Origin of the sequence: Pleurocapsa sp. FMAR1 (assembly GCF_963665995.1) — a bacterium.
Taxonomy (GTDB): domain Bacteria; phylum Cyanobacteriota; class Cyanobacteriia; order Cyanobacteriales; family Xenococcaceae; genus Waterburya.
Map to the genome: position 1 here is coordinate 4,144,956 of NZ_OY762512.1, position 13,179 is coordinate 4,158,134.

Genomic DNA, 13,179 nt, shown 5'->3' on the forward strand with positions numbered 1-13,179 from the left:
TAAGCAACATTATTTTTGTTTTGTATATCAAAGCAGATTTCAAGTTGATCGTACTATAAGAAAATAGCTCATGTACTTACAATGTGAGCAATTAGTTTAATTGTGAAAATATGCGATCGCCTACTATTAAACAAATAAACTTTTTCAAACAGCTAGTAGCTAGTTGCTAAATCGCCACCAATCATTCCCTTAAGCACAAAATAACTTGGTAGTTTACTACACAGCAGTTAGAAAATACTAAAATACTTGAAGACGAATTTTAGAATGAGAACATGAACCCCGATCAAGTAAATTGCGCTGTAGATTGCGCCAAGGGCTGCGTTTTAGGCGATCGCTGTCCGAATACTGAGTATAAAAATGAAGCCTCTAATTTTATTCAAGAGACTTCATTAGACAAAATGTTGGAAATGGCAGAGATAGCCAGAATGAAAAAGATATCAGAACCCCCTAAGTGGGTAATACCCGACGATATTTAAGTAAATAAAGTAGGGGCGGTTCCAGAACCGCCCCTACTTATCCCTCATCCCTGTTAAATCTTTGGTTGCTTTTTATGCCATTGGGTTGCCTGTTCGTAGGCATAAGCAGTATGAAACAGAACATCTTCCCGCAAGACATTACTAATCAACTGTAAACCAATGGGCAAACCTTTTTCGTCAAAACCACACGGGATACTCATGCCTGGTAAACCTGCCAAGTTAACAGGAATAGTCATTAAATCTAGAAGATACATACTTAGAGGATCTGTAGTTTTATCTCCTGCTTTAAATGCTGTGGTAGGCGCAGTAGGTGCAACCAAAACATCTACATCTGCAAACGCCTGCTCAAAATCTTGTTTGATTAGGGTGCGAACCTTTTGCGCTTTAAGATAATAAGCATCGTAATATCCTGAAGACAGTGCATAAGTACCAATCATTATGCGCCGTTTTACTTCCGCCCCGAAACCAGCAGCGCGAGTATTGGTATACATCTCTAGCAGGTTGTCTGATTCTTGACGTAAACCATATTTAACAGCATCATAACGAGCTAGATTTGCTGAGGCTTCTGAAGGAGCAATAATATAATATGCTGCTATACCATAACGAAAACGAGGACAGGAAATCTCTTTAACTTCTGCCCCCAACTCTTCTAACTGAGCGATCGCTTTTTTGACTGTTTCTGCAACTACAGGATCTACTCCTTCCCCAAAAGTTTCAGTGATGATGCCTACTTTTAAGCCTTTTTTGAGTTTTGGTTGCAGATATTGAGTATAGTCAGGAATATCTACTTTTAGACTAGTAGAATCATTAGGATCGTGTCCAGCGATTTCTCTCAACACAATTGCAGCATCTTCTACACTACGAGCAAATGGTCCAATTTGATCTAAAGATGAACCAAAAGCCACCAAGCCAAAACGAGAAACTAAACCATAAGTTGGCTTCATTCCCACTACCCCACAAAGAGAAGCTGGCTGGCGAATTGAACCCCCTGTATCTGAACCAAGAGAAACTACACACTCTCCAGCAGCAACAGCAGCAGCCGAACCACCAGAAGAACCTCCAGGCACTCTTGCTAAATCCCAAGGATTGGCTGTAACCTGAAAACTAGAGTTTTCTGTAGAGCCTCCCATAGCGAATTCATCCAGATTGGTTTTACCTATAAGTACCGCACCTGCATCCTTTAGTTTCTGGGTGACGGTAGATTCATAAGGAGGCACAAAGTTAGCCAAAATCTGCGAAGCGCAGGTAGTTTTAATCCCTTTGGTACACATATTATCTTTAACACCCACAGGAATGCCTTCTAGTATGCCAATAGATTCCCCTGCTGCAATTTTGTCATCTACTTCTTGGGCAGTGGCTAAAGCTTGATCGGCAGTTATAGTCAGAAACGCTTTTACTTTTGGTTCGACTGTTTCAATCTGTTTTAGAGTCGCCTGGGTAATTTCGACTGCCGAACGTTCCTTGTTGACTAGTTGCTGATGTAACTCTTTTATACTTCCTTGGTACATCTATCTAAGATTTAATTTGAGACAATAACTCACGATACAGTAAACGAGTTGTTTTAAACAATATTCTTACCAGGGCATCTTTACCCTTGAGCGTCTTGCGTAACTCTTGGGCGCGATCGCAAATCTCATCCCCTATTTTGCCATTAATCCGCTGTTTTTGAATGCAACTTGGCATACAGCCCAATTGTTACTATCTTCGACATCGAGATTTTGTAGAAGAGTATTTAAGTCAGACAGAGGAGTTGGCTGAATCTGCACATCAGCGTTTATCTAGCATACAGCCCGATTTTAGTTTAGTTCGTTCTCGTTTGTTATTAAGATAAGATATTGTAGAGAATGTGTGCGTGATTGCGATCGCACCAGTTGCAAATTGTTATCGTTGAAGAAAGGATATTATTATTTGCTAAATATCCTCAATATCCATAGAAGTTAGTATTTATATCAGTTAATTCCATGAATAAGGTCGTTGTCGGCTTGTCTGGCGGAGTTGACAGTTCTGTTGCTGCTGCCACACTACATCATCAAGGTTACGAAGTAATTGGTCTTACCCTCTGGTTAATGAAGGGTAAAGGTCAATGCTGTTCTGAAGGGATGGTGGATGCTGCACGACTGTGTGAAGAATTAGAAATTCCTCATCATATTGTGGATAGTCGAGATGTATTTCAAGAAAATATTATTGATTTTCTAGTTAGCGGTTATCAAGCAGGAATTACTCCCCTACCCTGTTCTCAATGCAATCGAGCGGTGAAGTTTTCTCCCATGTTGGACTATGCCAAAAAAGAATTAGGCACAGATAAAATTGCCACGGGTCATTATGCTCGTATTAATTACGATCATCAAAGCGATCGCTATCAGCTTTTAAGAGCCGTAGATCGTCATAAGGATCAGTCTTATTTTCTCTACGATCTCACTCAAGAATTGCTGGCAGGTTCGGTTTTTCCTCTGGGAAATCAAACTAAAGAAGAAACTCGTCGAGTCGCAGCAGAATTTGGTTTAGCCACAGCAGATAAACCCGAAAGTCAAGACCTATGTTTAGTAGAGGCTCATGGCTCAATGCAAACTTTTTTAGACCGCTATATTAATCAAAAAGAAGGAGATATTGTGGACATGACGGGGAATGTCTTGGGTAAACATACGGGCATTCACCACTACACTATTGGTCAAAGAAGAGGCTTAGGTATTGCTGCTGCTGAACCTTTATACGTAGTCAAGTTAGATGCAGTGATGAATCGGGTAATAGTAGGCGATCGCCATGCAGGAGGACGCTTAGAATGTACTGTTTCTAGGTTAAACTGGGTTTCTATTGCCGAACCGACTGCCCCAATTCCAGCCGAAGTTCAAATTCGCTATCGCTCAAAACCTGTCCCCGCGCAAATAATTCCAATTGAAAATTCTCGGATCAAAGTTATATTCGCCGAACACCAGTTTGGCATAACTCCTGGTCAAGCAGCAGTATTTTATAGCGGAGAAATGGTTCTAGGTGGCGGAATAATTGAAGTGGAGAGTCAGACGTAGGGTGGGCAAATTCAGTTTTCACTGCATTGTTGAATTCTATATTTTAGTTTGCCCACCTTACTTGGTGGCGAAATAATTGAAGTTGAAAACAGTAATTAAAAGTAGGGTAGGCAAAATTAATTTCTATTGCATTGTTGAATTCTACTTTTAGTTTGCCCACCTTACAAAACAAGTCACTGAGGAAATTTAATCTAAAGCATGGAAAGAGGATTATTATGGCTGCCCTTGCTGGTGGTATTTATTTGGTTAGCATGGAGTGGCTGGAATGAATACCAAAAGTTAGAGGCTTATAAAATTTGGGCGGCAGGTTTTGATAATGCTAAGTTTGATATCTACTCTGTTTTGGGTGTCAAAAATCGTCAAATCACCTGGGGGAAGCCTACCCGCAAAGGAATGATTAACTTAGATAGCTTTTCTTTAGATAAAGTGAAAGAGATTAACTTATTAGTAAACGATAAACCTGTCGGCATTACTTCAAACAGTTCAGAAGAAGCTAATAATCTTCCTCGTAAGGGTAAAACCGCCTTAGAATTTAGTTTTGTTGACCAAGAACAAACTAGACAAATACCTTTTACGGATATTTCTTTAGCTGCTAAGTGGTGCGCGTATTTACAGAAATAATATCTTTTCTCTTAAAGTTTGCGTGACTATGGCTGACGGGGAGACTAGGTAACTAAGAGACTGAGAAAAGGTCTATCCGTATCATTCTTTTTTGTATTTCATATAAAGTCACAATTATGAGTTCTTTTAAAACACTAGTATTTATTATTTTTTAGGATATTTTGTCATGCTGTGTTCGGAAGAACTTTTGAGGCTGGAACTATTTGAGACATTATCAAGCGATCGCCTGGAGTGGATTTGCGATCGCGCTACAGAAATAAAGCTTAACAAAGGAGAAATCTTAGTTAGAGAAGGAGATCCTGGAAGGGGCTTTTTTATTATGCTTTCAGGCAGCATCAGTGTTACTCGATTGAGCGAAGGCTTACAAATACCTGTGGGGCAGCATCAAAATCTTTCTTTCTTTGGAGAAATTCAGATTCTTAGCGACGATCTTGTACCTGTTACCCTACAGGCTTTGACTGACTGTCGCCTATACGAAATTAATGGGTCAGATTTTCTGGAGATAGTACACGAATGCCGTGATTTTGAGAGAACTATATTTAAGATAGTCCAAAATCGAGTGCGAGGGTTAGAGTCATTTGTGCAAAATCGCGAAAAAATGGCAGCCTTGGGCACATTAGCTGCTGGTTTAGCTCACGAACTCAATAATCCTGCTGCTGCGGTAGTTCGCGCCCTCAAAGATATTACCCCCGCCGTGCTGGAACTACAGCGTATGAACTTAGTTTATGGACAGCATAATGTTGATGATCAGCATACAGAAGAATGGCTTAAGGTCAGAGACGATGGTTATGAATTTATTAATAACGATCGCTCTAAACCACTGGCAATGATGGATCGCGAAGACGCAATTCTTGAGTGGCTAGAAGACTATGGGGTTAAAGATGCTTGGAAGCTATCAGAACCTCTAGCAGCAGGGAATGTAGAGACAAAAATTCTCGATCGGCTGATGTCCCGTTGGCGAGACGATTCTACGGAATTACGGGATATGGGTTTGCGCTGGCTGGCTTTATCTTTTGAAGTAATGACGATGATTCAATCGGGTTTGCGGGGTGCGGAGCGAGTTTCTGGGCTAGTTCAGTCTATGCGTTCCTATTCTCACTTGGATCGTGGTGCTAAACAGCTAGTTGATGTTCATCAAGGATTGGAAGACACTCTGCAATTATTGTCTCATAAATTAAAACAAGGAGTTAAAATCAACCGCGTTTACGATCGCACTCTGCCTCAGATCCAGGCTTATGGCAGTGAACTAAATCAAGCTTGGACTAACCTAATCGATAATGCGATCGATGCGATCGACGACAAAGGCACAATTGAGATCGTTACTTTGAATGAAGGCGATCGCCTGAAAATAAAAATTATTGACTCTGGAACAGGCATTCCTCCTGAAATCAAATCTCGTATTTTTGAGCCATTTTTTACTACCAAATCCGTAGGTAAAGGTTCTGGCTTGGGTTTAGATAATGTTCGGCGCATTGTGGAAAATCGTCATCGTGGGGCTATTTATCTAGAGTCTGAACCCAATAGGACTTGCTTTACTATTTGCCTGCCAGTATGTGTTGAGAATGCTGACAATTAAGCTATTTTTAGGGTAAAAATAAGCAATATCTTGGAAATTTAGGGGCGTAAACCAGCTAAAATATTCACCAGAACAATTTTAAAGCATTTAAATGAGTACAAAACGCATTTCTACTGGAATAGATGGTTTAGACGAAATTCTCGTAGGCGGCTTAATTACTCACCAAGCTTATCTAATTAAAGGTCAACCAGGTAGCGGTAAAACTACTCTGGGATTTCATTTTCTTGGTGCTGGCATTGCTCAAGCAGAAACATCATTATTTATTAGCTTTAGCGAATCAGAAGCTAGGCTGCGCGGTAACGCCCAAGAAATAGGAATATCCTTGGAGCAAGTGGAGTTTCTCGATCTCAGTCCCACAGAAGACTATTTTAGCCAAGATCAAAGCTATGATATTTTTTCTCCTGCTGAAGTAGAAAAAGCACCCATAACCCAAAAGATTATTGATGCGGTTGAACGTATCAAGCCACAACGTATCTTTTTAGATGCTATAACTCAATTTCGCTTTTTGACAGCAGATCCTTTCTCGTTTCGCAAACAGGTGCAGTCTTTTTTGCGCTTTATGTTAGAACGCAACATTACTCTTTTGTTTACTTCTGAAGGAAGCGATCGCCATCCTGATGATGATCTACAGTTTATGAGTGATGGGGTAATTGAGCTACAGATGACCTCAGATAGACGCACCATCAAAGTCAATAAGTTTAGAGGTTCTGATTTTGCTAAAGGCATTCACGATCTGATTTTAAGCGATCGCGGTATGGAAGTTTTCCCTCGTTTAGTTCCCGAAACTCTTCAGCGCGAGTTTCAACCAGAAACTATTTCGGCTGGTATTCCCGAAATCGACGAATTACTCCACGGCGGTATTGAACGAGGAACAACCACCATCATTACTGGACCATCAGGAGTTGGTAAATCCAGCTTTGGGATGCAGTTTATGAAAGAAGCTGCGGGTAGGGGAGAGCGTTCTGTCGTTTATGCTTTTGAAGAGGGGACAGAAACTTTGCTCAAGCGTTGTGAAGCAATTAATATACCCGTTCATGCCATGCTTGAGCGCGATACTCTAGGGGTGATTTCCGTTGAGCCACTCCAGTACACCCCTAATCAATTTGTTCATTTAGTTCGCACTCAAGTAGAGCAAAACAATGCCCGAATAGTGATGCTTGACAGCACATCTGGCTATAGACTCTCTATGCAGGGAGAAGATTTGGTGCGTCAGCTACATTCTCTTTGTCAGTATCTAAAAAACATGGGAGTGACGATTATTTTAATTAACGAAACCCACTCCATTGCAGGGGGAGAATTTAGCGTTACCGAGGGAGGACTTTCTTATTTAGCAGATAATTTGATTTTTATGCGTTATCTAGAATTAGATGGTCAGCTACGTAAGGCGATCGGTGTATTAAAGAAAAGGGTGTCGGATTTTGAGCGGACTTTAAGAGAATTTGAAATTACCAAATATGGCATTAAAGTAGGAGAACCTTTGACTCAGCTACGGGGAATTCTTAGCGGTGTACCAGAATGGATCGATAAGCATTGAACATAGTGTTCAACTACAGGAAAAGGAGCGTAAAAATGATGTAGTAATTCTTTCCAAGTTTGATATTTCTCAGACTGTCTAAAACCAACGGTATGATCTTCTAGAGTTTGCCAATTGACCAATAATAAATATTGGTTATCTACTTCTACACACCGCTGTAAATTATGATCGATATATCCTGGCATCGAAGCAATAATACTGGAAGCTTGGCTAAAAGCAGCCTCAAACTCTTGATTCATGGCTGGTTTAATTTTTAGTATGGCAACTTCTAAAATCATGAGAACTAATCAAAAAATAATTTGCTAATCATTATCGTTAGATAAATTGTTGAAATTGAATATTTAAATAAGTTTTGTAAAATGCGCCATTAAGTTCGCTAAAAAGTTTTATCTAGAAGATTTAGAGACTTGATTATTTGGAGGTATACCTTCAATATTAATTATTCCCTGAATGACTGAACCGACTATAGGTGCTGCTACAGTAGAGCCAAAAGTATATTTACCATGAGGCTCATCAACTACGGCTAACACTGCGTAACGGGGTGCTTCTACAGGAAAGATACCAACAAAACTGGTAATTTTAGCAGTTTTATCATAACCACCTTGAGTCACTGCTTTTTGGGACGTTCCCGTTTTGCCTGCAATCCGATAACCAGGAATTTTAGCAGCATAACCACTTCCGTCTTCCACGACTTTTTCCATCATTTCTAAAACAGTAGTAGCAGTTTTAGGAGAAAATATCTGTTTGCTGTGGGGAGGCTGAGAATAATGTAAATAACCTTTATAATCTGACAAACCTCTAACTACGTGGGGAGTAATTAGTTTACCTTTGTTCGCCAATGCTGCATGAAGTTGAATTAGTTTGAGAGGAGTGACAGAAAAGCCTTGACCAAAAGCTGCGGTGGCTGGTTCGATTTCTCTGACGGTAAATTCTACTTCGTCTTTGAGTCTACCCTTAGTATATCCAGGAATATCAAATTCTACCTCATCTTCAATACCTATTTTTTGTAAATCTCGGTAATAGTCGAGGGGATTCATGTGTCGCATTACCCTGATCATTCCTACATTACTTGAGTGCTGAAGAATTTGTGTTAGAGTTATTTTGCCTCGCGCTCCTTCTGTGGCAAAATCGTGATTACGCACCAAGGCATCCTTGATTTGAATCTCTCCCGTATCATTAAACGTATCCTGGGGAGAAATCACCCCTGCATCTAAAGCCAAGGCTATATTAATCGGTTTAAAAGTTGAGCCTGGTTCGTAAAGATCGGTAACTGCCCAATTTTTAAACAGTCCAAAATCGTTGTATTTATAATAAGTATTGGGATCGTAAGTGGGTTCTGAGACTAAAGCTGCGATCGCACCATCACGCACATCCATGACAATTACGGCACCTCGCTTTGCCTTATATTCCTTCATTTGTTTAGCTAAAGCATTACGGGCAATTTCTTGCAAACGCAGATCGATAGTCAACTGTAAACGCAGGTCATCAAAGTTAAAAAGCTGTTGAGATTTTTTGAGATTACCTGGATAAAACACTGGTTTATTGTTGTCAAAGCTACGCTTCATTTTCCAGCTAATTGGCTTTCTTTCTAGTAGCTTATTTTGAGTATACTCAACCCCAGCTTGAGGAGTACGGCTACTATCTCGATTTACATATCCCGTAACTTCTGCTGCCATTTCTTTATGAGGATAAAAACGAGTATAGTTTTGCTTGAGATCCAAACCATCGATTTGTAGTGCTGCGATTTTCTCTTTAGCTGATTCTGGTAAATTTTCTGCCAAAAGTATTCCCCAATCTTGCTTACTAAAAATTGTTAGTAATTCTTCAGGGGTTTTAGTCCCTAATATATTTGCTAACTTTTCAGCGATTTCTTTTGCAGGTACTGCTTGGGAGTTTCTTATGAACAAGTGAGGATGGACATAAAGAGTATAGGTAATGCGATCTGTTGCTAGAACATTTTGTTGGCTATCTACAATCTGGCGACGAGGAATGTAGAATTGTAACTTTGTGGTTTGTTGATCTAGTGCTATTTGAGTTAGTTTTTTTCCTTGAGGTGCTTGCTCATAGACTATTACAGGGTTAACTATCTGTAAATAGTAAAGTCTGGTAGCCAAGCTTAGCGCGCCTATAACTAATATTCCCCAAACTATGAATAAGCGCAGTATGGCTTGATTAGACTGATGTGCTTGCTTAGGGTTTGTATTTCGGTGACGGCGTTTAGAGGTTGAATAATTAGATTTGGCTTTAATTTGGACTTTACGGCTTTTAGCTGATTTTAGGGGAATTTCAAACTTAGATTTGGTCATAATTAACCCATAAGCTGTATAGTATTGATACTATCTTTGACAATTAATTAGCAATCATTTAAAAAAAGCTTAACAAATCAGCATTAATAAAGTTTCTGTTAAAGATAAACTTGTATCACAAGTAATTTGATATTAGGCAATGCTATCTATATAATCGCTGGCTCAAAATTTACCAACGAAGAATCACTAAAGATATTTTGAGTTTGTGCTATTGCTTATTGATTGTCAAATAACTATAAAATGCAATCTTGTTGAACGGCAATTCTATATTTTCTATTAAGAATTGGTTTACAAGAATCTACAGCAAAATTAATAGTTTAATATCCCCAACTATTGAGTTTTAAATTAGCTACCTTAACTCGATTGACGTTAATTTGAGAAGCAGTTTTAACTTGAACTTCAGCTGGATTGATAAACAAGGCTGACTCTGGTGTTGAGATAGCAAGCTGTTTATTTTGACCAGCCTCCTTAGCAATTTGATATTTAATAGTTTCGTTAATTGATACTAATTGACGTTCTTGAAGCTGTAGGTTTTCAAGATTTTGATATTCCTGACTCCAAAGCTCAGGAATTTGTACTGTAGATATATAAAGACCAATGCTTGCTGTCATAGAAACTAAAGCCAAACCAAAAGATCCTTTTTGTAAAGAAGATAAAGTCTTGAGGTTATTTGGCAGAACATTTGACTGGGAAAAATTACGAGATTTTACTACTTTTGCTCGTTTAACTTGAGGACGCTTAACTACTTGGTATTGGTGATTATTATTTTTTGGCTGTAGTTCTGGCGAATAATATTCAGTGGTCAAATCAGGTTGGCGAAGAGCAGACATTTAGTAATCTCCGTGTTTATTGAGAGGAATCCGTTGGGCGAAATCTTAACCTATTTTCGACAAGATGATAAGAGGGCAAACAAAAAGTAATACTTGAACTAACTGTTAAAAAATGCTACCCAAAACTTTTATGATTTTGGCGATCGCGATTTGAGTAATGCAAATTAGATAATTTTGCTGTTAATTTACCTGAAATTCTTGCTCATAAAGATATTTAACTATTGTTGCATCGGTAAGATTATATTGCAGGGGCGTAATGGTAATATAGCGATCGCGAATTGCCTGAACATCTGTCAAAATATGAGGCGGTAAATTAATATCTTCTGGCTGTTCAATATCCTCAATAATTTCTCCTTCTAGCCAGTAATAGTTTTTCCCACGAGGATCTAGTCTTTTGGAAAACTTCTCAATGTAGCGACGTAAACCCTGACGAGTAACTAATACTCCCGTTATTTCTGAGGTTGGTACAGGAGGAATATTAACGCTCAATAATGGTGGTTTAGGATACTCTCGTGCCATCTGCTGCACCAGCTTTAGAGCAAAATCTGCTGCGGGCTGAAACTCTAAAAAGGAAAAGCTTGCTAAACTGAAAGCAACGCTAGGTATACCTTCTAATACTCCCTCCATTGCCGCTGATACCGTACCAGAATACAAAACGTCTGTACCCAAATTAGGACCGTGATTAATTCCTGAATAAACAAAATCGGGTCGAGTTTTGAGAACAGCACTAAGAGCAAACTTAACGCAGTCAGCAGGAGTTCCCGAACAAGACCAAGCAATCACGTTATCATCAAAGACAGAATCAATTTCTTTAGCTCTAATAGGTTGATGAAGAGTTAACCCATGTCCAGTAGCAGAACGTTCGCGATCTGGACAGACAACCGTTACCTGATGACCAGCCTGTGCCAATGTATTGGCTAAAGCGCGTACACCTAAAGCAAGAATACCATCATCGTTACTAATTAAGATATTGCTCATCGGTCATTTACGTCTATTGAAGTTAGTTGTTGCTACAAACCAAACCATAGCAAAAAATAGCTTATAAAATGATATACGGTTATCTATTGAAAAGTTAACTTTGGCTTAATGGTTGATTCTTGGCAAACTCCATTGGAAAAAACAGCGATCGCCCTGTTGTTCAATAACTTCTGCACCTAAACCATAATAAAACTTTAGTCCGCGAGTATTTCTAGCATCCGCCGTCCAAGCTAAATGAGTACAATTGTTTTTATAAGCAATTTGTTGTAGTTCGCTCATTAATAAACTTCCTGCACCTTTGCTTCTCATGTTTTGCTCGACATACAGATCGTCTAACCAAATATTAGGTTGTCCTGTAAAAGAAGAATATCTAAATCCATACAGCGCAAATCCAATTGTATTTTGCTCGACTTCGGCAAACAGAACATAAGCAAAAGGATTATTGCGAAAAATTGTTTTGCGTATCTTATCCTCAGAAGTTTCAATTACTCCTGAATAAGCCCCAATACCGCGGTCAAACTCGGCTTTTGTTTGAATAAATTTATAAATTAGGGATGCTTCATCAGGAATAGCAAATCTAACTTTAATCACACTATTATCCACAGTATTAAAATTATTCTTAATTAAGAAAATTACCAGGATAGCCGTTTTTCGCCAGCAAATCAAAATTAATCGGCTTTAGTGAAGCATTTCGTCCCTCGTTTACCATAGACAGCAAAATTAGATATGTTTATTAAAGATTCTCAAACTGATTACCTATATTTTTAAAGATAATGGATCCTCTTAAGTATTTTCTGCCCCAGGTGTGGTTTACTATTTTGGCATTATTCTTGTTTCTCTACGTGATGCTAGATGGCTTCGATCTAGGAGTAGGAATACTTTCTATAACTGCATCTGACGATGAACGCCGTGGCATATTAATGACTAGCTTGGGCAATGTTTGGGATGCCAATGAAACTTGGTTAGTTTTGATGGGAGGGGCGTTATTTGGGGCGTTTCCCTTAGCTTATGGCACAATTCTTCAGGCTTTGTATATTCCGATTATGATCATGATTTTTGGCTTGATATTTCGTGCTGTGGCGTTTGAATTTCGGGAACACTCGGAAACAAAGTTCCTCTGGAATATAGCTTTTGGTGGCGGTAGTTTTTTGGCTGCCATCGGTCAAGGATTTGCTTTAGGAGCAATTTTAGAGGGTATTGCCGTAGATAGTGCTGGTCATTTTATTGGCGGGACTTGGGACTGGTTGAGTTTGCGATCGCTTTTAGTGGCTTTAACTCTAATTCAAGGCTATGTCCTAATTGGTTCAACCTATTTAATCTTAAAGACTGAAGGTGAACTACAAACGACCCATTACTCGACTGCCAGAATTTCAGCGATAACTACTTTTGTCGGTGCAGTATATTTAACCGTTACTACGCCGATTTTTTCTGAAAGTGTTAGAACCAAGCTTTTTGAAGCACCATTAGTTTATATTTTTGCTTCGATTCCCTTGTTAGGGGCATTATTAATCTTTCTACTCTTGAAAAGCCTTTATCTAGAACAAGAAAATAGCCCCTTTGTTTGGACTCTATTGCTGTTCTTTATTTCATTTCTAGGATTAGGATTAGTTGTCTTCCCCTATATTATTCCTACCCAAATCACCATCTACCAAGCTGCTGCTAGTCCTAGCTCTCTAGTATTTATGATTATTTTTGTCGGTTTTTTGATCCCGATTATGTTGGCTTATAACATTTATAACTATATTGTTTTTCGTGGCAAGGTAATCGATCTTCACTAATAACAACCTTGCATTAAAATAAAAAGTGACGAAAATAGAAAGTAAGTTTTTCAGCCT

13 protein-coding genes are annotated in these 13,179 nt (G+C 38.9%); 6 read left to right on the forward strand and 7 right to left on the reverse strand.

Features of this window, described 5'->3' with window-relative positions; translation table 11 throughout:
- The first annotated feature begins 272 nt into the window (after positions 1-272).
- A complete protein-coding gene (locus SLP02_RS20245) occupies positions 273-476 on the forward strand; it encodes a hypothetical protein (protein WP_319422524.1) in 204 nt (67 codons plus the stop codon).
- Positions 477-529: 53 nt separating this feature from the next.
- On the opposite strand, the gene gatA is transcribed toward SLP02_RS20245, so the two are convergent.
- Together gatA and SLP02_RS20255 are read right to left on the reverse strand one after the other, a co-directional pair.
- Complete coding sequence (gatA, locus tag SLP02_RS20250) at positions 530-1,984, reverse strand: Asp-tRNA(Asn)/Glu-tRNA(Gln) amidotransferase subunit GatA (RefSeq protein WP_319422525.1); 1,455 nt, start codon at positions 1,982-1,984, stop codon at positions 530-532.
- A 4-nt stretch (positions 1,985-1,988) separates the two neighbouring features.
- Entirely contained in the window at positions 1,989-2,159 is a 171-nt protein-coding gene (locus SLP02_RS20255) for a hypothetical protein (protein ID WP_319422526.1), read from the reverse strand.
- A 278-nt stretch (positions 2,160-2,437) separates the two neighbouring features.
- On the opposite strand from SLP02_RS20255, the gene mnmA reads away from it, so the two are divergent.
- The 4 genes from mnmA (at position 2,438) to SLP02_RS20275 (ending at position 7,230) form a co-directional block, all read left to right on the forward strand.
- A complete protein-coding gene (gene mnmA, locus SLP02_RS20260; RefSeq protein WP_319422527.1) occupies positions 2,438-3,499 on the forward strand; it encodes a tRNA 2-thiouridine(34) synthase MnmA in 1,062 nt (353 codons plus the stop codon).
- Between the two features lie 198 nt (positions 3,500-3,697).
- On the forward strand, positions 3,698-4,120 hold the full coding sequence (locus SLP02_RS20265) for a hypothetical protein (protein ID WP_319422528.1): 423 nt from the start codon (positions 3,698-3,700) through the stop codon (positions 4,118-4,120).
- 166 nt (positions 4,121-4,286) lie between these two features.
- A complete protein-coding gene (locus tag SLP02_RS20270; protein WP_319422529.1) occupies positions 4,287-5,696 on the forward strand; it encodes an ATP-binding protein in 1,410 nt (469 codons plus the stop codon).
- 91 nt (positions 5,697-5,787) lie between these two features.
- Positions 5,788-7,230: an ATPase domain-containing protein gene (locus SLP02_RS20275; RefSeq protein ID WP_319422530.1), complete on the forward strand. Its 1,443-nt coding sequence runs from the start codon at positions 5,788-5,790 to the stop codon at positions 7,228-7,230.
- On the opposite strand, the gene SLP02_RS20280 is transcribed toward SLP02_RS20275, so the two are convergent.
- The 5 genes from SLP02_RS20280 to SLP02_RS20300 form a co-directional block, all read right to left on the reverse strand.
- A complete protein-coding gene (locus SLP02_RS20280) occupies positions 7,179-7,508 on the reverse strand; it encodes an antibiotic biosynthesis monooxygenase family protein (protein ID WP_319422531.1) in 330 nt (109 codons plus the stop codon). The two genes, SLP02_RS20275 and SLP02_RS20280, sit on opposite strands and share 52 nt — an antisense overlap.
- A gap of 108 nt (positions 7,509-7,616) precedes the next feature.
- Positions 7,617-9,536 carry a peptidoglycan D,D-transpeptidase FtsI family protein gene (locus tag SLP02_RS20285; protein ID WP_319422532.1) on the reverse strand — a complete coding sequence of 640 codons (1,920 nt, stop codon included), beginning with the start codon at positions 9,534-9,536 and terminating at the stop codon, positions 7,617-7,619.
- A 317-nt stretch (positions 9,537-9,853) separates the two neighbouring features.
- Positions 9,854-10,366, reverse strand: a complete 513-nt coding sequence (locus tag SLP02_RS20290) for a hypothetical protein (protein WP_319422533.1) — start codon at positions 10,364-10,366, stop codon at positions 9,854-9,856.
- Between the two features lie 180 nt (positions 10,367-10,546).
- On the reverse strand, positions 10,547-11,344 hold the full coding sequence (gene surE / locus SLP02_RS20295; RefSeq protein WP_319422534.1) for a 5'/3'-nucleotidase SurE: 798 nt from the start codon (positions 11,342-11,344) through the stop codon (positions 10,547-10,549).
- Between the two features lie 105 nt (positions 11,345-11,449).
- A complete protein-coding gene (locus SLP02_RS20300) occupies positions 11,450-11,932 on the reverse strand; it encodes a GNAT family N-acetyltransferase (RefSeq protein WP_413467406.1) in 483 nt (160 codons plus the stop codon).
- Positions 11,933-12,117: 185 nt separating this feature from the next.
- Here SLP02_RS20300 and cydB point away from each other — a divergent pair, with 185 nt between their 5' ends.
- Positions 12,118-13,122, forward strand: a complete 1,005-nt coding sequence (gene cydB, locus SLP02_RS20305) for a cytochrome d ubiquinol oxidase subunit II (RefSeq protein ID WP_319422536.1) — start codon at positions 12,118-12,120, stop codon at positions 13,120-13,122.
- The last annotated feature ends 57 nt before the right edge of the window (positions 13,123-13,179 follow it).